The sequence below is a fragment of the Armatimonadota bacterium genome (assembly GCA_013314775.1).
GTDB lineage: Bacteria > Armatimonadota > Zipacnadia > Zipacnadales > JABUFB01 > JABUFB01.
This window is the reverse complement of record JABUFB010000008.1, coordinates 187,764-214,428: the sequence shown is the minus strand read 5'-3', so window position 1 is coordinate 214,428 and position 26,665 is coordinate 187,764. Positions and strand designations below refer to the sequence as shown.

Here is a 26,665-nt window from a genome sequence, read left to right as displayed (position 1 = left end):
ACTGGGATTCCTTTGCGATATGTTCATTCAGTTCACTGATGCGAGCGTCCACCCTTGCTACCTCACGCGGATAGAGTGGCCTGCGAACTGGCCGACACGCATGTCATAAACGCGCGGGGGCCGCGAATTGCTCCCGGCAGTCGGAAGACGCACCGGGAGCAGTCGGGCCGTGCCGAAATAAGTAGACTACGCCACGTGCATGCCGCAGTCGACGTGGAGGATCTCACCCGTGATGGCGCTGGACATGTCGCTGAGCAGGAAGACCGCGGCGTTCGCGACCTCCTCCAACGTCACATTTCGGTGCAGCGGGGCGCAATTCTCCACGCCCCGCAGGAGATTGGTGAACTGAGGGATACCCCGAGCGGCGGGGGTGCTGATGGGGCCAGGGGACAGGCAATTACAGCGGATGCCCTTCGGGCCAAGCTCCGACGCAAGATACATGGTGATGCACTCCAGCGCCGCCTTCGCCGCGCCCATCGGGCCATAGGAGGGCACAACGCGCTCGCTGGCCATGTAAGTCATCGAGACGATGCTGCCGCCATTGACCATGAGCGGCACCGCCGGACGGGTCACGGCGATGAGCGAATGGGCACTGATCTCGTTCATCAGTGAGAAGCCCTCGCGCGTGGTGCCGACCATGCCGGCTTCCATGTCCTCAGTCCGCGCGAAAGCCACGCTGTGGACGATGAAATCCAGGCTATCCCACTCCTGCCCGAGCTTGTCATAAAGGGCAGCGATCTCTTGGTCGCAGGTGACGTCGCAGGGAGCGATCATGGCGCCGCCGAGCTCTTCGGACAACTGCTCGGCGCGGCGCTGCTCGCGCTCCCCCCGGTAACTGAGGCAAAGTTCAGCACCATGCTTGTGCGCAAACTGGGCGATGGTCCAGCCGATGGACCGTGGACTTCGGATTCCGTAGATGACGCCCTTCTTCCCTGTCAACATACGCGTGATTTGATTCCGTCCTTTCTTCAGTCAAAGAGTCCCCCGCAGCAACGCCAGAGGCGCTTGCCTGCGCGGGACTCGCATGTCCGTATGATACACGAAACTGTGGAATCGCGCCAGTCACCCGGCGGCACGAATGAGCCAGGGGGGGCGCCCCCCAGGGCAGGACACAGCCCCGGAAGACGCCTCGAAAAAGGCCGCAGAGCCCTGAAAAGGGCCACACGACCGCGCCGGCCGATACTGCATTGTGCGGCCCATCGGGAGGGCTCGAAAGGGCGAAGGCGTCTCCTGGTCCACGAGTTCCCTTTCGCTTCACTCCACCCGTGGCCATAGGCTGACGCTTGCTTCGCAGGCTGCGAGACCAAAGGCCCACCCGGGAGACTTGGACGCGCTCAGGCGAGCGACCGGCCGACGCAGGAATGCCGCAAAGCCCGGGGCTTACTCCGGACCGATGCGGGTGCGGCCCTGTTACTCGCTGCGGGTTTCCTTCGCCCTGCGTGATGCCCTGCGGCGCCTAACTGCCCAGATAATCAGCGCCAGTGGCACCCAGAACACCCACCCGACGATGACCAGGTAGATCACCGCCGTGCCAATGCCCCGCAAGATCCCGATGAGGGCCCGGACCGCGCTGCGAAGATGGAAGCCGGCGTCGTATTCCTGCGTCTCGGCCAGCGCCGCCTCGCCCTTCTCGAATAGAGAAACCGTGATAGTCGAAAGGGCCACCTGGTCCTTGAGCAGGCGCAGTTGCCCCTCAAAACGCTCGATAGTCTCGCGGACTTCGGACAGCCGGGCCTCCACGCGGATGATGTCCTCGAGAGAGCCGCGCCGCTTCATGAGTTCCAGCAGCGCCTCTTCCTCGCGCTTTCGATTGCGGATGCGGGCCTCGAGGTCCACGTACTGCTCGGTCACGTCTTGCGTGTCAGTGGAGATTTCGTGCACCCGGCCCAGTTCCTGCAGGCCCTGGAGCATGGTGTCGAACTGGTCGGTAGGAACCCGGATCGTCACATTGCCCCAATGGCTCCCGTCGTCGTGGCGGGTCAAGGACGTGTCGCCTATGAAGCCGCCCGCTTTGGCGCTGATCTCCCGAATCCGGCGCATGGCGGCCTCGGTGTCCTCGACCTCCACTCGTATCTGACCGGTGCGTATGAGTTTGCGGTTGGCGATGGCGGCGGGAACTGGAGCCTGCGCGGAGCCTTCAGCGCCAGGACCGCCGACTCCACCCACACCACCGGCAGGCCCGGCGGCGTCGTACGACTCATCCACTGACAGGGACTTGTCAGCGGACATGACCATCTCGGCGTCTGGGGGAGCGCCTGCTGAACGCCCCTTCTCCCGCGCTGACATGCAGCCGGCGAGCACGATGAGCGCCGTCAGACAGACACCAACCGCGAGAACTGCGACCTGTCGTGCCAGGGAGCGCTTTTGCATCGTGATCCCCCTCAACGGCGGATTGAGCGTCCGGCTTCAGCCCTTTGGACGCCTGCCTGCATCAATGCGTTCCCGGCGCATCTGGAAGAGCGTGTCCAGTTGATCCTGCGGGATTCTCTTCGGCCCGAGCTGTTCGGCGATGAAGGTGGTCTGGGCGCACAATTCCAGGGACTCCATCTTGAAATACGCGTCGAAAACGTCGTTCCCCACACTGAGGGCCCCGTGGTTGGCGATGAGGAACACGTCGGCGGTGTCGATGATCGGTTCCAGCATTGCGGGAACATCCATGCTGCCCGGAGTTCCGTGTTCTATGAGGGGCACTTCGCCCAGCCCGAGCGCCATCTCGGTCAGGATGTCGATGGGGATGCTTCGACCGCATGAGGAGTACGCAGTCACATAGGGCGGGTGGGCATGGACCACCGCCAGCACGTCCTCCCGAGCGCGGTAGACCCAGGTGTGCATGGGCGTCTCAATGGAAGGCTTCGGGCCGTCCAGCCACTCGCCCTCGATGCTCACCAGACACAGGTTCTCTGGCTGCATGAAGCCTTTGGAGACGCCGGTGGGGGTGCAGATGACCCGGTCGGCGCTGATGCGCACGCTGATATTGCCGTCGTTGGAGGCCACCAGGTTGCGCTGCCACATCATGCGGCCCACCTGGCAGATATCTTCTCTCGCCTTGCATTCATCCATTGAAGATCATCCCGTCGAGTTTCCGGACCAGCTGGGAAAGTCGCCTGCACGCCTGTTCGCCAGCCGACTTGTCACCAGCCAGCCAGCGCAGATGGAGTACGTGCACTGTCTGGCGGAACTCATCACCCAGGGCCCTTTGCACGGGCTCACGCGCCATAGGTAGCTGCAGTGAGCTGATTTCGTCAAAGCTGATGTTAGGTGTACCCACCCCGTTGATGATACGATAAATCTGTGCCCAGACCAGTTCCGTCTTGAGGCAGAGCAACGCGTAGCAGGGGTCTAGTTCCCGCAGGCGAATCAGGTCGACAAAGGAACCGACCACGGCGTCATAGTCGTCCAGGAACACCGCGGCACGATTCTTCCCCACACCAGCGACGCCAGACCGTGGGAAAACAATGTCGCCGGGCATGAGTCTCGCCCGCTCCAGATCCCACGGGCTTCCAGGTGCGACGAAAGGACTTTCGCGGGGGTCGACACCGGTGGGCGCGACCTGCCCCTGATGGATCAGGCGAATGCCTGCGTCCAGGGGTTCGGGCTTCGGACCGGTGATAATCGGCCCGTAAGTGATATGGTCAATGAACTCACCAAAGCGCGTAAGCGGCAGCCGGCAGGTTCCGAGCAGGCGATCCCAGGCCGGGTGATGATACGCCGGGTCAAGGCGATGCGCAAGGCCGCTATCAGATTGCCGCTTGAAGCGTGCGAACATGGGTGGGCTCCGTCTGAAGGCCTTTGATTAGCTCGGGTCTCTGGGTTGTTTACGCCCGGCACAGGGTGGGTTATAATCTGTGGCCGAGCGGAGCACAAGCCGCAATCCCTCTCAGCGGGGCTGTTCGTATGTCCTTGTTCTTCCGGTTTCTTCGGTTCGCGCGCCCCTACCGTGTGCCCCTGGCCACTGCCATCTTCCTGGTCTTCGTGACCACGGGCTTCACCATGCTGTCTCCGTACCTGATGCAGCTGGTAATCGACAACCTTACGCCTCTGTACGGCAAAGGATGGACGGAACTGTCGGCGGCGGAGACACAGAGCACGCTTGCCGAAGCCCGCCGCTTGTTGTTCCTGGTCGTGTCAGTACTCATTGGCGTCTCCGTCCTGGGAGCGGCAACGGGCTACTGGCGGTCGATGCTCCTGCTCTTCATCGGCAACCGTGTGGTCTTCGATGTGCGCCAGCGATTGTTCAGGCACCTGCAGCGGCTTTCGATGAGATACTACGAACGGAACCCCAGCGGTCGCATCATGGCCCGGGTTCTCTACGACGTGGATGCCGTGCAATCGATCCTCAGCAGTGGCATCGTGGACATGCTCACGAATATCGTCACGCTGATTATCGCCATTGGGATCGTTATCGGATACGGCATCAAGACCAACTCCCTGCATCTGCCGCTCATCGCCGTCGGGGTTCTGCCCCTGTACGCCATCAACTTCCTGGCAATGCAGAAAAAGATCCACCATGCGGCAGCGGAGGCGCGTGATCAGTATTCGGACGTGTACGCGACGCTGTCGGAAGCCATCGCGGGCATCAAAGTGATCAAGGCTTTCGCGCGCGAGCAGTACGAAGCTCGGCGTTTTGTGCGTGAAGTGCGCGACACCATCAAGTTGAACATCATTACCGGGCGCCTGCGGACTATTCTCAACATCAATGCCCACTTGATCACCAGCCTGGCGGGTCTCGTGGTCCTGCTGCTCGGAGGCCTGCTGGTCATCAACAACCGGATGAGCCTGGGGCAACTTGTTGCTTTCCGCACGTACATGGGCATGATGTACGGCCCGGTCATCGCTCTCGTGACAATCAATGACATGCTCAACTGGGTCATGACCGCGGTGGAGCGCATCTTCGAAACACTGGACACAATGCCCGACGTGCAGCCGCCTGAGAAACCTGTGCGCCTCGAGAAAGTGGAGGGCCTTGTAGAGTTCCGCCACGTGGACTTCCACTATGACCCTGGCGAACCTGTGTTGCAGGACATCAATATCATCGGTCGACCGGGCACCGTCACCGCGCTGGTCGGTCCCAGCGGCAGCGGGAAGACCACACTGGTGCATCTCATCCCGCGTTTCTATGATCCCACAGCCGGGTCAGTGTCCGTGGACGGACATGACCTGCGAGACATCCAGATCAGCAGCCTGCGCCGAAACATCGGCATGGTGCTCCAGGAGAATTTCCTGTTCCAGGGCACGCTGCGTGAGAACATCAAGTACGGGCGGCCCGAGGCGACCGACGAGGAAGTCGTGCAGGCAAGCATTGCCGCCAACTGCCACGACTTCATTATGGAGTCGCCTGACGGCTACGAGACCATCGTCGGCGAGCGCGGGACCAGGCTTTCCGGGGGACAGAGGCAGCGAATCGCAATCGCCCGGGCTCTGCTGCGCAATCCGCGCATCTTGATCTTGGACGAGGCCACCAGCGACCTGGACTCCGAATCTGAAGCACTGATTCAGGACGCCCTGGACAAGCTGATGAAGAATCGCACTACGTTCATCATTGCCCACCGGCTTTCCACGGTGATGAACGCGGATGAGATCGTGGTACTCGACCACGGGCGCATCGTTGAGCGCGGGACCCACGCCGAGCTTGCCACCGCGGGCGGCCTGTATGAGAAGCTCTGCGAGGTGCAGTTCAAGCGGGCACAGGAGAAGGTGGAAGAGCACATTGCTCAGATGAAGGCCGACGCTCCGGAAGCCGAGGAGAGCAACGAAGCCGAAGAGAGCACTGATGCCTGAGCCGCAACGGACACCGAAGCGACTGCGGACGACACGGCGGACACCGACGGCGCCCAGAAGGACGAATGACGGTGAGTTCGGTCATCGATTTCCACGCACATTTCTTCGGAGATGCCACCAGCGCCGATGTCATCGCACTGGAAGCAGGCCGGCTTGGCGTGGACTGCCTGTGCGTGAGCAACGTCTCCAGTTACATCCCTGCACCTGATGAAGTTGAGCGCCTCAATGCGGTGGTCTACGAGGGCTGCGCACGGCACCCCGGGGTGCTGCTTCCTTTCGCCTACGTCAACCCCTTGCACGGCGACCGTGCCCTCTCCATGCTCAACGATGGGTTGCGCCACGGCGTCTGCGGCATCAAGCTCTGGGTGTCGGTCTGGGCGGATGATCCGTGTGTCGAACCTGTTGCGCGCTGGGCCATCGACCACGACCTGCCTATCATGCATCACTCCTGGATGAAGTGGAATGGGAACATCCCCTCGGAATCTCAGGCACACCAGGTGGCTCGGCTCGGACGCAAGTTCCCGGACCTGCGCCTGGTGATGGCCCACGTGGGCGGAGACTGGGAGTTTGGAGTGAAAGCCGTGCGCGACGTGGAGAATGTGAGCGTGGACACCAGCGGCTCATACGGCGACTCGGGCATGATCGAGATGTGCGTGGCAGAACTGGGCGAGGACCGCGTTCTCTTCGGCAGCGACGTGCCCGGCGTGGACCTGGCTTTCACTCTGGCGAAGATCACCGGGGCTGATATCAGCCCGGAGGCCAAAGAGAAAATCCTGGGGCTCAACGCCCTGCGTGTGCTCGGCGCCCCCTGTAGCACAATGTCACCCCGACGTGTTGCCCCGGAGGCTGGCCGTTGACACCCATACGCGCCGCGTTCCCCATCGTGTTTCTGTTCATCTCCATCACCGCCCGGCCAGACTCCCCGCCGGCCCCAGTGGTCGTGATTGAGGGAGACCTGCTGGGCACTGGTGGGGAGAGCATGGCTCCCCTGGCACGTGAGCATTTCCGGGTTATGTGCGAGGCCCTCAGCCGCGCCCGCATCCCCTTCACACCCACAAAGGACACCCTCGTCGCGAAGAGCGGCCTCCCAAGGACACGTGTTGCAGTCCTGCCCTACAACCGCGCGGTGTCAGCGGCTGAGGAAGCACACCTGCTCGAGTTCCTGCGCGGGGGTGGGAAGCTGGTCATCTGCATGCTGGCGCCCCAGTCGCTCCTGAGTGTCCTTGGCGTTCGCGGGAACGCGGTGGCGGAGGACAGAACCGGCCAGGCCTTCTCGTCCATGCGCTTCAGCCTGCCCGCCATCGTGGGCCTGCCCGAGAAGGTCTCCCAGAAGACGCCGAGGATCCGCGGCTGTGCAGCGCTGGACGGCGCACAGGTTGCGGGCTGGTGGCATGGGGCTGACGGAACGCGCGGCGCACACCCGGCGGCGATCGTTTCGGGGCACGGTGCATTCCTGAGTGCCCCTCTGTCAGAAACTGGCGACCGGGACGCTCAGGCGGCCCTCATGCGTGCGCTGTGTGGTCATTTTGATGCGGCACTCTGGAGCTTGTGCATCCCCAGCAGCGCCAGTGATATTCGCCCCCTGGGCAATTATGAGTCCCTGGCGCAGATGCGCGACGCTCTGATCAACCGCCAGCGCGCCGGAGAAGACGTGAGCCGAGCGCTCGCGGCGGTGCGCGATGTGGAGGCGCTGCTGGGTCAGGCGGGCTTCTTGCTGTCCACGGGGCGCATTTCGGAGGCGGTCAAGACCGCGGATGCTGCCCGTCCACAGGCGCAGAAGGCGTACTGGATGAGCTACCCGTCCGTGAACGGCGAACTGCGTGGCGTCTGGGCCTGTAACGATGTCCCCGGCGGCTGGGACAAGGCCATGAAGACCCTGCGGGCGAGCAATTTCAATGCAGTGTTCCCTTACTTCTGCTCCGCGGGGGTTGCCTGGTACCCCAGCGATTACCTGCCGAGGTTCTCCGGCACCGACTATCTCGCTCAGGCGGTTGACGCAGGCAGGCGGCAGGGAATCGGCGTACATGCGCGGATGTTGGCCCTGTATGCCATGTGCGCGCCGAAGGAGCACCTTGAGGCGTTGCAGAAGGCAGGACGCCTGTGCAGGACCGCATCAGGCAAGACCACCCCCTGGCTATGCCCGACAAGCCCCGAGAACCGCCGGCTGGTGCGACAGGTCGCGCTGGAGATGGTCACGCGGTATCCGGTCGAGGGTCTCCAGGTGGACTACATCCGTCTGCCCGGCGAGAGCTACTGCCTGTGCCCGCGATGCCAGGCCCAGTTTCGGGCGGCAAGCGGGGTCAGAGCGGAGAACCTCGCGGAAGCGGTGCGCAGTGGCCAGACGCGGCAGAAGTTCCTGGACTGGCGCCGCAAACTGATCACGGACCTCGTCCGCGAAATAGGCGACGATGTCATGGCGGCGAGGCCCGACCTGCTCTTTTCGGCAGCCGTCTTCCTGAACTGGGAGGATCATCGAGACGCTTTCGCGCAGGACTGGAAGAGGTGGGTAGACTGGGGGCTGGTGGACATGGTCTGCCCGATGAATTACACGCCCAGCAATGACCGATTCTCGCTCTACGTGCAGAGGCAGGTTCAGTGGGTGGCAAAGCAGGTGCCACTGTGCCCGGGAATCGGGGTCAACGCAGACAACATGGATTTCCCTGGTCCTCAGCGGCTCCTGGACCAGATCACCATCGCCCGGAACATGGACACCGACGGCTGGGTGATCTTCAACTACTGCGACGGGCTGGTGACCCAATACCTGCCGTACCTCGCGCTCGGAGCCACCAGCACGCGCTCTGCCTTCGACCCCTTCCGGCGCGTGCTCGCACCGAAACCTCGCGGCTAAGAAAAACGGGGCCCGAAAGATGTCTCGGACCCCAAACTAAACTGCCGGCTGCTGCCCGGCTTAGTCTACCGTGGGGCTGAGCTTCCAGGAGACGTTGTTGTACACGCCGTTCGCCGATTCCCACTTCGCATGCCCATCCACATAGCCGATGTTCACGCCCTCATTGTGGGGAACCAGCCACTTCTGGGTAGTCGCCACGTTCTTGCCGCAACTCCACTGGCCGCACTCACTTGATGTAAGAATGGCGCGAGCATCGCCCAGGGCAGGGTGGTTGCTGTCAAACAGCATGTACTTTTCGGCCGGCTTCTTGATCTGGGCAAGGGCCAGACCGCCGGAGGTCTGCCACAGCGCGTTGGTGACCCCGTAACAGGGACGCTGCGGGTAGGTAGTGCCGTGGTAGGTCATGGACTGCCCCACGTAAGGGCTGCTCGGGCAGCCGTAGACCTGCCAGTTCTTAGTGTAAGGCTCCCACTGATGCGGCCAGAAGATCCAGGGATCCACGGTGTAGCTGCCGCGTGCATAGTACGGGAACCGCTCGTCGTAGTCCTGAATGTACATGAGACCGGCAAGGGTGATCTGCTTCACGTTCGACAAACAACTGGACTGCCGCGCTTTCTCACGGGCCCTCGCGAAGACAGGAAACAGGATCGCCGCCAGAATGGCGATGATCGCGATGACGACCAACAGCTCGATCAGGGTAAAACCAGTTCGTCGCATAGGACCTGAGCCTCCTGTCGTAGTAGCGTCGCTGTCTCATTCGCCACCGATTCACATTCCCCTGCCGGGATTTTCATCAGGAACGCAAGAAGACTCCTCAAGATTTCCTGAATGCCCCCGTATAGTGTGGGTGGCACGTGCCAACCTGGCGGCGATCCCGGTGCTTCCCCCCTCCCGTCGTTGGTGCTCGCACACCCGACGGGCGCATCGGAACGCCGCCAGCGCCAATTCCCGCGCCGAAAGGATTCCATGTGGCGGGTGTAGAACCCCTTCTGTCACCAATTACCCCTAACTGACGGTCCGGAGGCTGCCATGGACCTGCCCGATGTCTCGCGATCACTGGCCCTCTATGAACGCGCGAAGCAAATCATCCCCGGTGGCACTCAGCTTTTCAGCCGCCGCCCCGAACGCTTCGCGCCCGGCGTGTATCCCCCATATCTCACCCGCGGCGAGGGCTCGCGTGTCTGGGACCTGGACGGCAACGAGTACATCGACTTTCTTGCAGGAGTGGGCCCTGTTATTCTGGGTCATGCCTACCCCGCGGTAACCGAAGCGGTCATCGAGCAAATCCGCAAGGGCAGTTCGTTCTCCATGAACCACCCCGTTGAAGTCGAGCTTGCGGAACTGCTCATCGAGACCATTCCCTGCGCCGAAATGGTGCGCTTCTGCAAGTCCGGCGGCACGGCAGATGAAATGGCGATTCGCATCGCCCGGGGACACACAGGGCGGGACAAGGTGGCTTTCTGCGGCTACCACGGCTGGCATGACTGGTACCTTGCCGCCAACCTGAGCAAGAGTGACGCCCTCAATGCCCACCTGCTACCGGGCCTGGACATCCGCGGAGTGCCGCGGGCGCTGGAAGGCACAGCGATCCCCTTCGAGTATGGCAACCTGGACTCCCTGCGCGCAGTGTTTGAAGCGAATCCAGACGAGATCGCGGCCGTGATCATGGAGGCCTCGCGGACGGACATGCCGCCCGAAGGCTACCTGCAGGGGGTGAAGGACCTGGCCCATGAGTACGGCGCAGTGCTGATCTTCGACGAGGTCATCACGGGATTCCGCCTGGCCATGGGCGGGGCTCAGGAGTTCTACGGCGTGGAGCCCGACATGGCGACTTTCGGAAAGGCCATGTCAAACGGTCATCCCATTGCCGGCGTCTGCGGGCGACGCGAGGTCATGCAGGATGCGGCGACAATGTTCATCAGCAGTACCTACTACAGCGATCCGGCGGGGATGGCGGCGGCGTTGGCTACCATCCGGGAACTGAGGGCGAAGGACGCTCTGAAGCACATCTGGACCATGGGGCAGATGCTGAAGGACGGTTTTGCTGAACTTGCAGGGAAGCATGGACTGAACGCCTCTTGCGATGGTCCTCCACCGGTTACCCACCCGCATTTCTCGGTGCCCGCGGAGTGGGCACGGTCCATTGTCACTCTCTACCTTCAGGAACTGCTGCGCGGCGGAATCCTGGGCTGCACGGTGAATTACATCATGTACTCGCACACGGAGGAGGACATCCGGGCGTACCTGGATGCTTCGGACGGCGCGTTGTCGGTCATCAGGAAGGCGCTGGATGAGGGCGACCCGCGAAAGTACCTCGAGGGGCAGGAGCGCGGGGAAGATCTTGGGCGGATGGTCAGGTGAAGGGCGCGGCCCCGAGTGCAGCTTGCGCTGCCCCTGCGTGTGCGAGACGGCCGCGCCACGGGGGGATGAACGCAGAAGGCAACAGGCAAGCTTGTCTGTCCCCCTGACGACAGAGTCGCTAGCCCGGCGAGAAATCGTACATCGGGCGCTGGAGGATAACGCTCATTGCGCTCCAGAACGCGCCGACTGCGTACTCGCCGATAATCACGCCATAGACAACGGGCATGAACCGCTGGTAGGCCTTGTGCCCCGCCCAGTGCAGGATCGCCCACTTCACCAGCCACGCCACCACCAGACAACTCCAGAAGTACTCCACCCCGAAAACCATGCTCAGCGCGTAGCCTGCAGGGTGCAGGGGCCACCACATGAAGCGGATCCGGGCCCAGGTCATCAGGCCGGTCAACAGCGCACCGACACCGATGAAGCTCATCTTCTGCCAGCTCGGGTCCTGCGGGTAGTTGATCCAGTTGGCGAGTTGGCTCCATTGGCCCTGGTTGTGCAGGATTAGCGGCGAATTCCCGTGCAGGTAGGTCAGGTGAATCGCCGACCAGTACGAGAACAGACCGCCCAGCAGGAAGGCAATGACCATGCCCAGCGCCAGTCGGTCGGGCTCGGCCCCGGAGACCTCGGCCATCTTGAAACCCTCGAGTTGGACCGGCATCGGCGAGGTGCGGTAGCCCCTTCCGGTAAGCCACCAGAAGAGCGGGAAGATGGTGAGATTCCGGACGCCTACATTACGGGAGCCCGCGAAGATGGTCTCGAGATGGGCCGCTGTCATGTTTCCGGCCATCTCGTGTGCAGGCGGGCCCAGTTCCGCGCGCACGCGGGTCATCGCGGTATGGATCATGAAGGCGAAACCCAGCAAAGGAATCATCGCCCAGACCGTCATTCCCGCGCGCAGGAGGAAGAAGACGAGGAAGGCCAGGCCGGCGACGATGGCGATGAGTGCTCCGCGATGGCTCACCGGGTCGCCTGCCTGGGTGTCCGCGGAGACCCTCCCAGTCCACACCGCCCGGGCGATTTCCGCGAAGTACCTGCGCCCCACCCACATGGCGTAGCCGAAGATCACGAACCAGGCGCCGAAGGTCTGCTCGCTGAGATACGGCAGTTCGGGCATCATCTGGATGGGGACCGCTGTGGCGGCCACTTGCTGGAGCTTGCGGAAAACGAAGAAGAACCACATCGAAAAGCACAGGTCCAGAGGGATGAGGAAGCCCAGAGCGGTCAGGAATGGGTAAAAAGGCAACGGAATGCGCCCCATGGCGCTCCAGGGCCGACCCCACGACCAGGTGTCGATGTAGTGGTTGCGGTCATGACGGACATCGATGATCGGGAGCGCCGGGATGAACCAGTGCAGGCCATTGTAGATGTCCAGACCGGCCGCCAGGGCAATGCCGATCCAGAGAGCTTTGTTCGCGAAAAACCCCGAGCCGCCGCCATCTTTCGTCATCTCCAGGGGAAGCTGGACGATGGGGTATCCGAGTTTCTCGCGCTCCGTCCATTGCTTACGCAGGAGGACATTGATCCCGATCATCACCAGGCCCACCGCAAGCACCACACCACACCACCAGAGCACCGGACCATACCAGGCGGCTATGCGTTCGGGACGGTAGAGAGTGGAATGACCGTCGTAATAGTCCTCGAGGATGCCCATATCGCTTACCGTAGCGAAGGCCGGGAGCTCCTTGTGGAACAGGTCGGCCCACTTGTTCGCTTCAGTGGCGAACCACCAGCCGTGGGAGAGATTGGGCACGCCAAGCTGAAGGGTGTCATGACCGGCCAGCATGACTGCGATGCAGACCATCACATACACCGTGACAAACTCGGCCTGGGTGAATGCAAAACGAGGGGTGAATCTGCGCAGACCTGCGTTGATTGCCAGCAGGACAATGATATTGAACACCACGCCCCACGGCAGGGCCATAACCGAGGGGTGGCCGGTATGCCAGATTCCCTCGACTGTCATGACCCAGTACACGTTGAACGGGATGAGCACGGCCCCGAGCACCAGAGATCGGAGGGTAACTGCGGGGCGCGTCGGGTTTCGCGGGGCGAGATCAGACGACTTGATCCCAATCACTCTCTCATTGTGGCGTGATAGTTTCTGCGATCCGCTCCCAGACCGGGCGCATGGCGGCGATCATATCGAGATAGCTCTGCTCCAGTTCACGGCAGAAGTCCTGTGCAGACGGATCAGGCTCGCAACGCCGGGCAATCGGCGTCTGTGCCACGGCGGTCTCCAGGTCCGGCAGCACTCCGGCCGCAACGCCCGCGAGAAGCGCCGCCCCATACGCCGCGGCTTCGCGGACAACCGGCAGCACCACGGGCGTCCCGGTGAAATCGGCGACGATTTGCGCCCAGTACTCGCTTCGCGCACCACCGCCGATCATGCGAATCTCCTCGGGCGCGGCCCCGATTGCTCTAAAGGTCTCGAGATTGCGGGCGGTTTCCAGCGCGATTCCACGCAGGACACCCAGGTATAGGTCTCCCGCGCTTTGTCCGAGGGTGAGGCCGGCAAGTATGCCCCGGGCGTCGCGCATCCACGGAGGCGACGCAGACCCATAAAAATGGGGGAGCAGGAGAAGTGCACCGGCGGCGCTCGATTCCGCGTCATGCGCCCGCTCCACGAGCTCCTCGTACGGCGGCAGATCGCCGGAGACGAGGTCGCGTGCCCAGGCGAAAACATTCCCCCCTGCCTGGGCCGTGAGAAGCGCCCAGCGGTCCGGCGCGGCGTGACGGTACGTCTGCGCACGGTGTTCGCCGGCGTCCATTACAAGCTCGTCGGTACAGGCCAGCAGGACCCAGGCGGTGCCTGTGGAGAGCATGAGCGAGCCGGGCCGAATCACCCCGGCACCCACAGCGGCGCAGGTCTGGTCATGCCCACCGAGCACTACCAGGCAGTCCGGCGAGAGCCCGAGTGCTTCGGCGGAATCAGGGGTGAGATTGCCGGCAATGGTCCCAGATGGCGCCGCAGGACTGAAGGCGGCACGATCCAGCCCGAGGATGCCGAGAAGCCGGTCAGACCAGTCCAGAGCGCCAAGGTCGAAGGCTACCGTCCGCGAAGCATTGGGGTGGCTGAGCAGAGGTCTGCCCGTGAGGCGCTGGACGAGGAAGTCTTCCACCAGGGCGAAACGCGCCGTGTCGCGAAAGACATCCGGGTGAACCTCGCGCCACCACACCGGAGTGAGCGCGGCTGCGAAAGGCCCCAGACGCGACCCGGTGAGGCCGAACCACTCCTCCGGCGCAAGCTCTGTCTCGAGCGCCGGGACCAGGGATGCAGTCCGAGTGTCCATCCAGGTTCGCGCCGGGCCAAGCGGTCGGCCTTCGGCATCTACAGGCACGGCGGTGTCGCCCTGGGTGGAAATTGCCAGGGCGTCGATACGCGACTCAGCTCGCGTGGACACTTCTCGGGTAACGGCGCAGACGCAACGCCACCAGTCATCCGCATCCTGCTGGCTCCAGCCGGGTGCAGGCTGACTGATGGGATATTCCAGGCCGGCTTCAGCTACGGGCCGCGCCCGGGAATCCACGAGAAGCGCTTTGACGGCGGTGGTGCCGACATCGAGTCCAAGCAGCACGGCGTGTCATCTCCGCATGTTTGGGCGGCGTTATTCCTCGTGCGTGTCACTATTCCTTCCGGCTAGTAACCTTTAGGCAAACTTTGGTTGACAACGATCCGATCTGACTGTAGTATTCGCACTCTCCGTGGCAGGGGCGAGGGAGAGCTCGAGACACGGGCTGGTGCGCCGGGGTAGACCAACTTCCTTCTTGCACCGATAATCCCCCCTTAAGCCGTCCATAATGCCTGCCGACAATGATATTGACGCGGCTGACCGGGCCGGCGTCGCACGTTCATCGCTGCGTGGCCCGATGCGCGCATGCGGCAAAGGGTGCCCGTTTCCATCGGATAGGACCCAACAGCCAGCAAATGCCGGGACCATCCGGCACATGAGGAAGGACAAGTATGCCAGGAGTGGGAGCGAGAACACAGTCCATATCAGGTCAGAGCCTGAACGGGGCGGAGATCATGAGCCTCGCGTGGTTGCTTCGCGCCGCCCGCGACTGCACAGGCCTGAACGTCCTGCTCATGCTGGGGCAGGACCCGATGATGTGCGACACGGCGAAGGGCTTCGCGATGCGGCTGAACCGCCCCGTCGCGGAGGTTGAAGCGGCGCTCGCTCACCTGCAGGAATGTGGCGTGCTGTGCTCCAGCAAGTGTATCGGCGCGTGCCAGAGGGTGTCCTACTGGCTTGCCGAGGACCCACACGTGATGTTTGTTCTGCGGCGTCTGGTTGAGACATACATGAGCGGCGCAAGCCACCGGGGCGATCTGCTCAAGGGCCTCCCCGCATTCCAAACGGCCTGAGCGAGACGAGCCTGGAATGTTTGAGAGCCGGCCCCCTACACGGGAGCCGGCTCTGATGTTTGTGCGCAGTTCGTTTGCGCCTCAGGAATCCGCCAGGAACCGCCGCATGGCTTCCTTATAGCCTTCTACCCCCTCCTGCTGATAAGTCAGTTCCTTCGGCGGGTTCACTTTCCAGTCTCGGTCGATGTGCAGGCTCTGCAGACGCCCTTTGACTGCCACTGCATCCATGAGCACCCGCATCAGGAAGAAGAGGCTCTCCGCGCTGCGGTCAGGGCAAGAGATAGCAAGCGCGGGCACTCCCTGGTCGCGGAAGTCTGCGAAGGTGCCCTCAAAGGACGCACGGTTCAGTCTGGTCATCTGGCGGTTCATGAATGTCTGAAGACTTCCCTCGATGGACGAGTCAGCAGGAACGTAGAGGTCCTCGCCCATGTCCTGCCAGTCGACGAACAGGATCACCTTGTCCCGTGGGCCATTTACCACGCCGTTGAGAAGCGAATGGTTGCTTGTGGGCCCCCGCGCGCCCGTGACGTTCAGACCAGCCCCGCGCTCCTGTATGGACTCGGTGTACAGCTGCACCAGCCAATCGCCAAGCATCCGGCAGGCCGAATAGTCATACAGAACCAAAGTGCCTGCGTCGCCCTGCTCCTCAGCGTATTGGAGCCACGTAGCCAGTCGGAAGGCGAAATTCTGGAGATTGGGATTCCCGTCTTGGTCAAAGGGCGCTTTTAGCCCTGCTTCGTGGGCCATCCCGTACCCTCGCAATGCAGATTCGATGCGTCCGCGAGGCGTCTCCCCCACTCCGGCGGTGACGGCCAGCGGAAGCAGACCCACCGGTGATGGCACCGAGAACCTGCCGCCGACACCATCCGGCACCGGCAGAAGGCCGACGAGTTCCTCCACACGCCCGGCGGCGAGGTCGTATAGAATGCTGCTGCCGGGCACTTCCCCCGTGGTGAACACCATTTGGCGCACCCAGTCCGGCCCCAGGCGGTCCTTGATGGCGAGGAATGCGCAGAGGGTCTCCGGTGTTTTGCCGGATTTGCTCACGATGTTGAACACGGTCTTGTGCAATTCGCCGCGGCTCTCCAGGAAGGCGAGGAGTTCCCGCAAGGGGCGCGGGTCGAAGGTATCCCCCGCGAAATACACTCGGGGAGCGCCGCGAATCTCGGGAGGCAATTCGTTGTAGAGCGTGCTGTTGAGAACTTCATGGCAGACGCGTGGTCCAAGATCTGATCCGCCGATACCAACGTGGACGAAGACCTCGAATTCACCGCGAATCCGTTCGGCTACGGTCACGGTGCGATCGATTACCTCGCCGTAATCGCTTGGCAGGTGCAGCGTGGTCCAGGCGCGCCAGTTCTTCTGGAGCGTCACAAGGCCCTGGGCCTGCTCATCCAGAAACATCCTATGGATGGCCTTCAGGGATTCGCGGATCTCGGCTCGGCGGCCATGAGGAACGCGGGCACCGAGAAGCTCAGGACAGTTACCGTCGTTGAGTGAAAAACCGGAGGTCTGCGTCATATTCATCACCCGATTGGGAAGATCGCGTATGAAGGGCTTGTATAATAGCCGAAGACCGCATGTCGGGCCAACACCTTGCAGGTCACGCGACTGATGGCAGGGAACCTGGCGGCATATTTCCCAGGAGGAACGCAGAATGCGGATCTACATCCATACAGACCTCGAAGGCGTCAGCGGAATCGGTCGTGGCGAGATGGTCCCCCGGGACAGCACGGACTACGAACTGTGCCGCGAGCTGCTCATGGGTGACCTCAATGCCGCGGTGGACGGGGCCTTTGCAGGCGGAGCAACCGAAGTGATGGTGCTGGACAGCCACGGAGGCGGCAACAATTTCATTCTCGAGAAGCTGGATCGCCGGGCGATCAATGACACAAAGCCCAACCGCAAGTGGTGGGGCGTCATGGACCAGCGCTGCGACGCCACATTCTTCATCGGCGCCCACGCCATGGCCGGCACGATGAACGCGTTCCTGGACCATACACAGTCATCGCTGACGTGGCACCGGTATTCCATCAACGGCCGAGAAATGGGCGAGCTGGCCCAATGGGCGCTGGTGGCGGGTCACTTCGGCGTGCCGCTGGTCATGGTGAGCGGGGATGAGGCGGCGTGCGTGGAAGCCCGCCAGTTCTTTCGTCCCTGCAAGACCGCCATCGTGAAAACCGCGTCGGAACGCCAGCTTGCGGACTGCCTGCCCCTCGACGAAGCTCGACAACTCATCTGGCAGGCGGCCCATGATGCCATCGCGATTGTGCGCGAAGCCCGGCCTTTCCGGCTCCAGACGCCTATGGAGATCATCACCGAGTTCAACCGCTGCGACTATGCAGACAATGCCGCGCGCAGCCGAAATGTGGAGCGCATCGGCCCGCGAACCGTGCGGAAACTGACCAGCGACCCGCTGGAGTTGTTCCCGTGGTGAAGCGTGCCTCACCCCCTCGATCCCCCTCTCCTTCGCGGCGACCGCAGGCGGTCGCTCCGCTCACGATGAGGGGGAGGAACGGCTGCGGTGCAGGGATCCAATGCGTGCCCCTGCTTTCGTCGAAGCCGAAGCAGCCTGGTGTGGCAGCCCGAACGCATTGGGTACAGGCACCGAGTTCTTCACGACGCGAACTCGGATGCCAGTCCCCCAATGCGCGCCGCGACATGGAGGCGTAACATGCGATTTCCCCTCGGGGTTCTGACGTTGGCACTGGCCTCGATTGCAGGCGCTGCCCCGATTTTCCAGGCGGACTTTGAGCCCGGGCCGGACGGAACCGCGCCCGAAGGCTGGCAGTTCGTGTCCGCACGGGGCGACTGCAGTGGGAAGCTTGACACGGAGCACGCCTTCGCCGGCAAGCAGTCAGCGCGGCTGGCCATCCCAACGGATGAGACGGCTCGCGCCCACTGGCGCTACGGGGCACGGATCCCGATCCGGCCCGACACCGCGTACCGGTTGTCGGCGCGAATGATGGTGGTCAACGTCACCGGTGAAGCCTATGTGATCGCCTACGAGAACGGGCAGGAGGTCCCGACACACTGGCATGACACGAAGCACATCGGCGGGAGCCAGGACTGGCGGGAGTACGCGATCGAGTTCAAAACCCGCCCTGACGCGGAGTTCCTGATCCTCATCTGCAAGCTCCGGCATGGCACGGGCTACGCCTGGTTCGACGACCTGGTTATCGAGGAGACCGATCCGAGCCGCATCGCCAAACCCGATGTCCGGGTGATTCCCGAGGACGACGGTTTCCCCATACAGGCCATGTGGCAGCCGGCACAGTGGAACCAGCATGGCGTGTTCCACCTATCCCGTGGACACCTGAACCCGCTTGCAGTCTACTTCTATGGCCCGGACAAGGCCGCGGTGGTTGATCCGGCTCTTGTCATCGAGGCGACCGAAGGCATTTCCCTGCGCGGGCCTGTGGTGCGCGGCAGAGGGCCTATGCCCGAGGACATCCGCGTTGAACCCGAGGCCGTGACGGTGGAGGGCAAGCCGTACACGCGCTGGCGATTTCCGATCCCGCCGGGGCCGATGCTCAACGGTTTCCGCGGCAAGCCTGACTGGACCGGCTACCACCACGTTTACGCCGATGTGGCGACCGACGCCCCGGCGGAGGGTGCCCTGGGTTGGCGGCTCGAGTGCGCGGGGGAACTGGGACCACGGCACGAACTGCGGGTGCGGGTGAGCGATGCCATCCCCGAGGCGCTGGATTGCCCCGACAGTTTCCGCATCTACACCCAGCACTCGGGCGCAATGCGGCACCCGGATCCCGCGGTGCGTGAACGGATCGCCGACTTTCTGGCTACCGCGGGCATCTGCGGCGCCTTCAGCATGACCTTTTACGAGCCGGAGCGGATCGACCTCGACCGCCAGTACCAGAGCCGGGGGCTGGAACTTCATACCTGGCGATTCGAGGGCTTCGACTGGGCAACCCCGGAAGAGGCCCGTCTGCTTGGGGCCGACGGCAAGTACATGGCCGGGAAAATCTGCCCGCAGGCGCAGATCGAGGAATACGGGCCCTGGGTGGAGGCCGTGCGCGCAGATTACCGCAAGCGTCTGGCATCTGGGTTGAAACGCCTGATTATCGACTACGAGCCCCCCATCGGCGCTGCGTGTTTCTGCGCACGCTGCCGGAAGGCTTTTGCGGCTCAGAGCGGCCTCCCGCTGGATGAGTGCCTGAACCTGCCTCCCATGGAACTGCGGGACAAGTACCGGGCACAATGGATGGCTTTCGGGGCAGCTCAGCACGGGAAGATCGTGGCCCTGCATTGCCGACTGATTCACGAGATTGACCCGGAAGTGGCGGTGGGCCTGTGCAGCTGGCATGGAACTGAGGAACATGAGCGCGCGGGCGGAGATATACGGCTGTTCGATCCAGTGGCGGCTTTCCACGCGCCCATGATCTACACCCATGGATTGGCCTATCACGACATCGTGCAAGAGACCTGCGCGCGCGTCTCGGCGCCGGTGCTGCCTTTCATCGAACTCGCCGACATCTCCCAGCCCCGCAGCCTTTCCCCCGCCCAATTGCGGATGAACATACTTGCGACGGGACTCAGCGGCGGCGCGGGAGCGTTCATGTGGGTGGGCATGGAGTGTTTCGATGCCGAGTACATGGAGGCCATCGCGCAATCGGTCCGAGAAATCGCCGCGTTGCGAGAAGCGGTTCCATTCTCGCAGGAGACCTGCGGCTGGCTGACGCTCGTGGCCCCGGATGAGGACCGCAGAAAGATCACCGTGGACGGCCGCGTTATTGACCTGTTCGCGGCCAACCCGGTCTACGCTTTGCGGGTCCATTCGTGGTGCGAGGATGACAAGGCCATGCTGGCTGTGCTCAACTATGACGAAGAGCAACCCTTCAAGCAGCTTGTGCGTCTCACACAGGGAACCGGGGGCCAATATGAGGTAGTTCTAGACCCCACCGACAGGCGCGAGAGGCATGTGTGCAGCGCCGCCGAGCTTGAGAAGGGCATCCCACTGGAGATCCCCCCACAGGGATTGGCCGCTATGGCCGTGACCCGCATCCATTGAGCCGCTTCTTGCGCCGTCTTGATTCGCATGAAATGGGCACGGGGAAGATCCTGCCCACCCTCGTCACGCTTGGTCTCCCGGCAGCTGCCGGTGGGATCATGCAGACGTTGTTCGAGGTCGCAGACACCCTCTTCGTCAGCCGCTTGGGCAAAGAGCAGATCAGCGGTGTCGGTCTTATCGGCCCGGTGATGTTCACCGCCTTTGCCGTCTCGCAGGCGGTGAATGTGGGTATAGCGGCATCCGTGTCACGGCACCTCGGTGCGAAGGAGCCCCATAAGGCCCGGGACATCGTGAACCACGGACTGATCATCAGCCTGGTTGTCGGGACCGCGCTGACCCTCCTGCTCCTGGTCTTCCTTGAACCCATCCTCCGCTGGATGGGCGGAGAGCACGCCATTGTAGAGTACTCCCGGCAGTACGCCGGGATCATGTTTGCCGGCATCTTCCTGATGCACCTTGGAACGGCGGCGGACGGCGCCCTGCGGGCTCAGGGAAACACGGTCTCCCCGATGAAAATCGGGATCATTGCCAATGTCGCGAACATCATTCTGGACTGGGTGCTCATCTTCGGTCTCGGCTGGGGCGTTCGTGGCGCGGCGGTGGCCACCGTCTTCACCCGCGGCGCCATGGCCCTTGCCCTGGTAGCGCGGCTGTGCTCCCGGAAATCCGAAGTTCGCCCCGGCAGAGTACCCGGCCTGACCGGCTTCTGGCGCTGGCCGGTGGTATTGAGCATCTACTGGCTTGGGCTTCCGGCGAGCATCGGCATGGCGGCCATGTCCCTGTCCATGGTGTTCATCAACGCGCTCATGGTTACTATCAACCCGTTTTCCGTGGGCATGCTGGCCATTGCGTTCAGGATAGAGGGGTTCGCTTTCACTCCGGTCTTCGGCCTGTTCTCGGCCGTGGTGCCGATGGTGGGCTACAACCTGGGCTCGGGAGCGATCCAACGCTGCCGGGCGACGATCTGGACGGCAGCGGGCCTCGCGGCAACACTCATGGGCGCGGTTGGAGCCATCATCTTCGCCTTCCCCGCTTTCGCATTCGGATTGTTCACGAGAGACGCGGAACTCCTGCCCATGGGCGTGGAATACCTGCGAATCCAGATGCCGGTGTACCCGCTGATCGGCGCGAGCATTATGATGTCCGCAGGCTACCAGGGCCTGGGGATTACCTGGATGGCCATGCTCTCCCACCTTCTGCGCAATATCGTGCTCAAAGTGCCCATGGCCTACTGGTTCGCTGCTGCGTGGGGGCTTACAGGCGTCTGGTGGTCATTCCCCGCGTCCACCGTAGTCACCGCGGTGATCTTCGTCTGGGCGATGTACATCATCCTGGAACGACTCGACCGGCGGCATTCGATAGCCGTCGAGACTCAGAACGAACCGCCGCCCGCGAGGGCATGCGAACCTGCCTGTTGTGGCCCTGACTCGGATGCGACGGACCAACCCTAGCTGACACTTGAGGTGACTCGATGATTCTCATGCCATCACTCATCGCGATGCTCGCAACAGGAGCCATCGCCGCGCCGGGCCAGAAAGTGCTGCTCGTGGCCGAATCGGGTAACTTCGTGACCCGCGGTCTCGAAGCCCTCGGGGTGGAGCACGAGCGGGTCTCGAAGGGCGCGTTCGCCGGGATCTCCCCCTTCGGATACGACCTCATCATCTGGGGCATGGACGAAGACCGGGGTGTGCTCAACGCCGATCCCTCGCTTATGGATGCCTTCGTGGCTTCCGGAGGGGTCTTCCTGGGCTTCCGGGCGAACCAAAACGATCCGTGGCTTCCGATCCCGATGCGCCGGGATAAGGCGTATGAGCTGGGCGACATCCTCGACCCGCAGCACCCGATCTTTCAGGCTCCCCACCGCATCGGGAAAGCGGAACTCGCCAACGTGCACAGCGGAAGCATCTACGACGCGTTCTACGATCTCGGCCCAGGCTGGAAGCCGCTTGTGAGCACCGGGCGCGAGCAGGCGTGGGACAAGCGGGAGGCCCAGGACCAGGGCCCGCATTACGGGATCGTTGAGCTGCGCCACGGCAAGGGGCTCATCGTCCTGACCCAGATGATCCCCGAATATCACTGGTTCAACGACACCAAAGGCGACAACGCAAGTGAAGGCGCCCGGCTGTTCGAGAACCTGGTGGTGTACGCGCTGAGCCAGGCTGGAACGGTGGCGGCGAGTCGGCAGAAGGGCGTCGTGCCCCCGGACTTCCGGCGAGAGTTCGCCGATCTCATGGCGACCCCACGCGGCACTGACGGCCTGCGCCTGGACGACGGCTGGCAATTCAGCGCCAGTGGGCCTTACTCAATGAAAACCGACCGTCGCGGAGTACTCACTTTTACCCACGAGGACAAGCCCTCCGTAGCTGGGAGCTTCGCGCAGGTTTCCAGGAGCGTGGACGTGCCTGTGGAATCCGCGCGGATCATGTTGCGTTGGTATGAATCTGACACGTACTGCGGCGGCCGCGAGATCGTCCTCGGAGGGGCAGCCCATGGACAGACGGCGCTGCAGAACTTCAAGAAGGACGCCCGCTACGCGCAGGTGCTTGTCAATGGGACGCCCATCTGGGAGGAGGACGTGCTGGGCCACAATCCTCAACCGGCGAGAAGTCGGGTGCGCCTCGCGGACATCACCCAAGCAGTCAAGGACGCAGGGGGCAAGTGCGAGGTGACGCTTCGTGTCGAAGACCGGCAGGGGTCCGGCGACGAACCCTTCGCAATCGACGTTTTCTGGGCCGCGGTTGATGTGTTCGGCGACCTGTTGAAGAGCGCGGCCGCAGAGGCGCTCGAGGCAGAGGGCTTCTCGCCCCAGACGGACGGAAGCCTGCTGCTGGATGCCGACCAGGGCAGGCTGAGCCACAGGTTCGGGGGACCGGCCGGACAGTACCGGATTGCAGCGCGCCTGCGAGACGGCGTGGACGGGCGGTCAAAGGTCACAGCACACGCAGGCGGCGTGCGGCAGACGTGGCAGTTGACGGCTGATGACCACCGGTTCTACTGGGTGGCAACAGATGCGATCGACCTCTCGCCCGGGCAAACGGTGGAGCTGCAGTTCGAGCGCGACCAGAAAGAACCAGTGCTGGTCACCGAGTTCGCGCTGATCCCGGAGCGGCTCGCAGCCCGGCCTGCCCCGGAACCCAAAAGGCCTCCGCTCATGGGCGAGCACACCCCGCGAGTTCGATTCACACTGACCGTCCCAGAATCCGAGAACGTGGCGCGGAATGGCGAGATCGCGAGCCAGGGCGTACCCTTCCCGGCGGGGTGCCTGGTGGAAGGCGCCGGGGTGCGCATCACAGACGAGGCCGGCAATGTGGTTCCCGTGCAGGTGCGACGAATCCACAGCTGGCCCGACGGAAGCGCGAAAGTGGCGCTGCTCTGCTTCCCCGTGAGCGTGAATGCAGGAGGCAGAGCCGTCTTCACAGTCGAAGCGGGATCAGGCGTGGCTCCCTCTCCCCCACTGGGCGCTCTCACGGTGCGTGAAACCGACGACCAGGTGCTCATCGAGACCGGACCGCTATCAGTCACGCTGAGCAAGACAAACGGACGCATTGTCGATGAGGTGCGCCGGGACGGGCAGGTTGTGAAGGCCGCGGATCAAGTATGGGAGCTGGTGCTGGAGGACGAGACCGGCCGCATTGTGGGGACCGCTGGAGAGACGGTGACAGAGACACAGATCGTAGATGCCGGGCCCCTGCGGGCACTGATTGTTCGGAAGGGGTCTTTCCGCGACGCAGAGGGCAGCCTCGTGGATTTCCGGTTGCAGCTTGAGGCTCAGGCCGGGTCGGATGCACTCAAGCTGGACGCCATCATCGTCAACCGCGAAGAGACGCCCGAGGTTTACTTGAAGCGGTGGTCGATGCAACTCGGCGGCCAGGGCACCGGGCGAGTGTGGCTCACCACGGACCAGTCCCGGTCGGCGAACCCCGGCGACGTGCTCTACCAGCATACCGAGAAGATTGTGACGTGGACCGGGCAGGATGGAGGAATATCACGGGGCGAGTTCAGGTCCCCGGGGTTCGTGCGACTTCCGGGGATGGCCGTCGGAACGCGGTGGTTCTGGCAGCGTTTCCCCCAGGCGATACGCTTTGAGGACCGCGGACTGCGCTACGACTTCATCCCGCAGGCCTTCGATGAACAGGACCTGCCGACTCGCTGGGCGGAACGCATGAGGGAAATGACGGACAAGTATGCTGTGGGCGGGGTCGGGTACCCGCAGTCGCCGGGGAAGATGGGGCTGTTCCGGCTGGCGCGCGGCGAGGCATTGAGCAACGAGGTCCGCTTCGTCTTCGACGGCGCACCGGTCGATGCCCCCGTTGCGGCGGCCTTCGCTCCTCTGACCGACCGCCTGCGCGCCGTGCCAGACCCGGTGTACACCGCATCAACTATGGCCTTCGGGGTGTTCCAGCCCAAGGACGAGACGCTCTTCAGCCGATATGAGAACTCCACCGACAGCCTGTACGAAGGGTACCTGGGTAAGCGCGAGGGCCGACGAGAGTACGGATTTGAAAACTTCGGCGATGACACCTTCGAATGGGGTTACGGCCCCAGTTACACTTACTGGAGCAACAGCGAGTACGACCATCACCACGGGTTCCTCCTCCAGTACTTGCGCAGTCAGGACCCGCGCTGGCTGGAGATCGGCGAACAGCAGGCGCGAATGTATCAGGATGTAGTCGTGGTTCACGATGCCCCCGAGGGAAGCAGGCAAGAGGGCGGGCCTCGGCATCACAACGCAACTTCGGTCTGGATGCCCTCGCACCCCGAACAAGCCTGGGTGGCGGACCATACCGCCGCTGGAACCAGCGCGGGGCACAGTTGGGCCGAGGGAATCGTGGATTACTGGTACCTGACCGGCGACCCATGGACCGGCGAGGTAGTTCGGGAGATGGCCGACTGGTACTGCGACATCGTGGAAGCCAACAGCTTCGGCGCGGGTGGTCAGGAGCGAGGTCCGGGATGGGCACTGATCGCTCTCTCAGCGCTGAACGGAGCCGTGGATGACGAACGCCTGCGGCGCGCCGGCTGGACAGTGGCGAATTGGATCATCGATTACCAGGACCCCATTCGGGGCGTTGTGTCGGTGCCCATCTCGGAGCAGCCCAGCTACGAGGGCGGGTCGACCTTCATGCACGGGATCGTCGGCCGAGCTCTGGGGCGCTGGTACGACACCACCGGCGACGAGCGCGTCAGGCAGGCCTGCATCAGAATCGCGGAGTGGATCACTACCGAGCCGATGGGGCCGATGGCACGCTTCTGGTACAAGCAAAGTCCGCAGAACTCCCGCAACTATAGCGCGGACGGGCAGTGCATCACTGCACTGTCATACGCCTGGGCGCTTAGCGGCGACCCGTGGTTCGCGGCAGTGACTCACTCCCTGTACGAACAGACCGGGGCGTCCTCGCGATCCATGAGCTGGTATCCGCAGGCCCTGGCACACCTGTCGACCTGGCTGAGACCGCTGACCGTGCACGCATCCGCCGACACGGTAGTGACCACTCCCGAGCAGCCCGCGACCTGGGAACTGACCATCACGAACACATCTGACCGGGCACTGAATGTCGCTTTCTCGGCAGACAGTCCCGAAGGCTTCAGCGCTGAATGCCCCTCCGAGATGACACTTCCGCAGGGCGAGACGAAAGTCGTGAGCGTGGCGGTCTCCGCGACGAATGCCCCCGCGAGCGGAACCATGGTCGTCACTGTGAAGGCTGAGGCAGCTGATGGCACGAGCGCGATGCGGCGAATAGCTGCGCCGGTGCGCTCCGTGGAACAGGTGGTCACGCTCGATTTGCCTGTGGAAATCGGCACGACTCAGGCGCCAGTCTGTCTTGCGAGTGACGATGGCCGGACTTACGCCCATGCCCCGCGTGGCGCGGATTTTGTGGCCGCCCCCAGACCCCAGGATGGTGTCTCCGGCGGATGGATTGACCTGCCGGTGGCCATTCCGGTGGCCGGCGAATATCAACTGTCCGCGGAAGTGTACTGGCTGGATGAGGAGGGCAACTCCCTTTTCGTGTCGGTTGACGGCGGGCCAGAGACGCTCCTGGGCAACACCGGGAACCTGCGAGAATGGATACGAGTGACCGGGCCGAAATACACACTGACGGCTGGAGCACATACCATCCGGGTTCGGACAAGAGAGGACGGGGCGCGGTTGCGGTCGGTCAGGCTCACAAACCACGCGGGTGCCTGATCTTGGGCGCGACGGCGACATCCTCCCACCGGTCCGCGCGAGGGGTACGGTCAACTTTCGTGCCCAATAGAGCCCGTGCATCTCGCTTGCTCAGAT

17 protein-coding genes are annotated in these 26,665 nt (G+C 63.1%); 9 read left to right on the top strand and 8 right to left on the bottom strand.

The window, feature by feature from the left end:
- Nucleotides 1-186: 186 nt before the first annotated feature.
- The 4 genes from HPY44_08360 to HPY44_08345 form a co-directional block, all read right to left on the bottom strand.
- Nucleotides 187-942, bottom strand: coding sequence for an enoyl-ACP reductase (locus HPY44_08360; GenBank protein ID NSW56011.1), 756 nt, complete (start codon nt 940-942; stop codon nt 187-189).
- Between the two features lie 468 nt (nt 943-1,410).
- Complete coding sequence (locus HPY44_08355) at nt 1,411-2,370, bottom strand: DUF4349 domain-containing protein (GenBank protein ID NSW56010.1); 960 nt, start codon at nt 2,368-2,370, stop codon at nt 1,411-1,413.
- Between the two features lie 36 nt (nt 2,371-2,406).
- Complete coding sequence (locus HPY44_08350) at nt 2,407-3,060, bottom strand: class II aldolase/adducin family protein (protein NSW56009.1); 654 nt, start codon at nt 3,058-3,060, stop codon at nt 2,407-2,409.
- Nucleotides 3,053-3,766 (bottom strand): hypothetical protein, encoded by a 714-nt coding sequence (locus tag HPY44_08345; GenBank protein NSW56008.1) that lies wholly within the window; start codon nt 3,764-3,766, stop codon nt 3,053-3,055. Before HPY44_08345 ends, HPY44_08350 begins: the two co-directional genes overlap by 8 nt.
- A gap of 128 nt (nt 3,767-3,894) precedes the next feature.
- Here HPY44_08345 and HPY44_08340 point away from each other — a divergent pair, with 128 nt between their 5' ends.
- From HPY44_08340 to HPY44_08330, 3 genes are all read left to right on the top strand, one after another.
- Nucleotides 3,895-5,778, top strand: a complete 1,884-nt coding sequence (locus HPY44_08340) for an ABC transporter ATP-binding protein (GenBank protein ID NSW56007.1) — start codon at nt 3,895-3,897, stop codon at nt 5,776-5,778.
- A gap of 65 nt (nt 5,779-5,843) precedes the next feature.
- Complete coding sequence (locus HPY44_08335) at nt 5,844-6,635, top strand: amidohydrolase family protein (GenBank protein NSW56006.1); 792 nt, start codon at nt 5,844-5,846, stop codon at nt 6,633-6,635.
- The gene (locus tag HPY44_08330; protein ID NSW56005.1) at nt 6,632-8,626 is read left to right on the top strand and encodes a family 10 glycosylhydrolase; all 1,995 of its coding nucleotides are present in this window, start codon (nt 6,632-6,634) and stop codon (nt 8,624-8,626) included. Before HPY44_08335 ends, HPY44_08330 begins: the two co-directional genes overlap by 4 nt.
- A gap of 60 nt (nt 8,627-8,686) precedes the next feature.
- Here the strand turns inward: HPY44_08330 and HPY44_08325 are convergent, their stop codons facing one another.
- Nucleotides 8,687-9,343: a DUF1559 domain-containing protein gene (locus HPY44_08325; protein ID NSW56004.1), complete on the bottom strand. Its 657-nt coding sequence runs from the start codon at nt 9,341-9,343 to the stop codon at nt 8,687-8,689.
- Nucleotides 9,344-9,655: 312 nt separating this feature from the next.
- Between HPY44_08325 and HPY44_08320 the strand changes: the two genes are divergently transcribed.
- A complete protein-coding gene (locus HPY44_08320; GenBank protein ID NSW56003.1) occupies nt 9,656-10,987 on the top strand; it encodes an aspartate aminotransferase family protein in 1,332 nt (443 codons plus the stop codon).
- A 118-nt stretch (nt 10,988-11,105) separates the two neighbouring features.
- Here the strand turns inward: HPY44_08320 and HPY44_08315 are convergent, their stop codons facing one another.
- Both HPY44_08315 and HPY44_08310 read right to left on the bottom strand, forming a co-directional pair.
- Nucleotides 11,106-12,983: a hypothetical protein gene (locus tag HPY44_08315; GenBank protein NSW56002.1), complete on the bottom strand. Its 1,878-nt coding sequence runs from the start codon at nt 12,981-12,983 to the stop codon at nt 11,106-11,108.
- 88 nt (nt 12,984-13,071) lie between these two features.
- Entirely contained in the window at nt 13,072-14,565 is a 1,494-nt protein-coding gene (locus tag HPY44_08310; GenBank protein NSW56001.1) for a hypothetical protein, read from the bottom strand.
- 386 nt (nt 14,566-14,951) lie between these two features.
- Here HPY44_08310 and HPY44_08305 point away from each other — a divergent pair, with 386 nt between their 5' ends.
- Entirely contained in the window at nt 14,952-15,353 is a 402-nt protein-coding gene (locus HPY44_08305) for a hypothetical protein (protein ID NSW56000.1), read from the top strand.
- Between the two features lie 81 nt (nt 15,354-15,434).
- On the opposite strand, the gene HPY44_08300 is transcribed toward HPY44_08305, so the two are convergent.
- A complete protein-coding gene (locus HPY44_08300; GenBank protein NSW55999.1) occupies nt 15,435-16,874 on the bottom strand; it encodes a hypothetical protein in 1,440 nt (479 codons plus the stop codon).
- A 136-nt stretch (nt 16,875-17,010) separates the two neighbouring features.
- Between HPY44_08300 and HPY44_08295 the strand changes: the two genes are divergently transcribed.
- The 4 genes from HPY44_08295 to HPY44_08280 all read left to right on the top strand — a co-directional run bounded on the left by HPY44_08295 (nt 17,011) and on the right by HPY44_08280 (nt 26,569).
- Nucleotides 17,011-17,790, top strand: coding sequence for a M55 family metallopeptidase (locus HPY44_08295; GenBank protein ID NSW55998.1), 780 nt, complete (start codon nt 17,011-17,013; stop codon nt 17,788-17,790).
- A 237-nt stretch (nt 17,791-18,027) separates the two neighbouring features.
- The gene (locus HPY44_08290) at nt 18,028-20,382 is read left to right on the top strand and encodes a hypothetical protein (protein NSW55997.1); all 2,355 of its coding nucleotides are present in this window, start codon (nt 18,028-18,030) and stop codon (nt 20,380-20,382) included.
- A gap of 8 nt (nt 20,383-20,390) precedes the next feature.
- Nucleotides 20,391-21,833: an MATE family efflux transporter gene (locus HPY44_08285; GenBank protein ID NSW55996.1), complete on the top strand. Its 1,443-nt coding sequence runs from the start codon at nt 20,391-20,393 to the stop codon at nt 21,831-21,833.
- Nucleotides 21,834-21,862: 29 nt separating this feature from the next.
- Nucleotides 21,863-26,569 (top strand): hypothetical protein, encoded by a 4,707-nt coding sequence (locus HPY44_08280; GenBank protein NSW55995.1) that lies wholly within the window; start codon nt 21,863-21,865, stop codon nt 26,567-26,569.
- Nucleotides 26,570-26,665: the final 96 nt, after the last annotated feature.

Coding starts and splice junctions, on each gene's coding strand:
- HPY44_08360 (NSW56011.1), bottom strand. CDS start 942: ATGTTGACAGGGAAGAAGGGCGTCATCTACGGAATCCGAAGTCCACGG.
- HPY44_08355 (NSW56010.1), bottom strand. CDS start 2,370: ATGCAAAAGCGCTCCCTGGCACGACAGGTCGCAGTTCTCGCGGTTGGT.
- HPY44_08350 (NSW56009.1), bottom strand. CDS start 3,060: ATGGATGAATGCAAGGCGAGAGAAGATATCTGCCAGGTGGGCCGCATG.
- HPY44_08345 (NSW56008.1), bottom strand. CDS start 3,766: ATGTTCGCACGCTTCAAGCGGCAATCTGATAGCGGCCTTGCGCATCGC.
- HPY44_08340 (NSW56007.1), top strand. CDS start 3,895: ATGTCCTTGTTCTTCCGGTTTCTTCGGTTCGCGCGCCCCTACCGTGTG.
- HPY44_08335 (NSW56006.1), top strand. CDS start 5,844: ATGACGGTGAGTTCGGTCATCGATTTCCACGCACATTTCTTCGGAGAT.
- HPY44_08325 (NSW56004.1), bottom strand. CDS start 9,343: ATGCGACGAACTGGTTTTACCCTGATCGAGCTGTTGGTCGTCATCGCG.
- HPY44_08320 (NSW56003.1), top strand. CDS start 9,656: ATGGACCTGCCCGATGTCTCGCGATCACTGGCCCTCTATGAACGCGCG.
- HPY44_08305 (NSW56000.1), top strand. CDS start 14,952: ATGCCAGGAGTGGGAGCGAGAACACAGTCCATATCAGGTCAGAGCCTG.
- HPY44_08300 (NSW55999.1), bottom strand. CDS start 16,874: ATGACGCAGACCTCCGGTTTTTCACTCAACGACGGTAACTGTCCTGAG.
- HPY44_08295 (NSW55998.1), top strand. CDS start 17,011: ATGCGGATCTACATCCATACAGACCTCGAAGGCGTCAGCGGAATCGGT.
- HPY44_08290 (NSW55997.1), top strand. CDS start 18,028: ATGCGATTTCCCCTCGGGGTTCTGACGTTGGCACTGGCCTCGATTGCA.
- HPY44_08280 (NSW55995.1), top strand. CDS start 21,863: ATGCCATCACTCATCGCGATGCTCGCAACAGGAGCCATCGCCGCGCCG.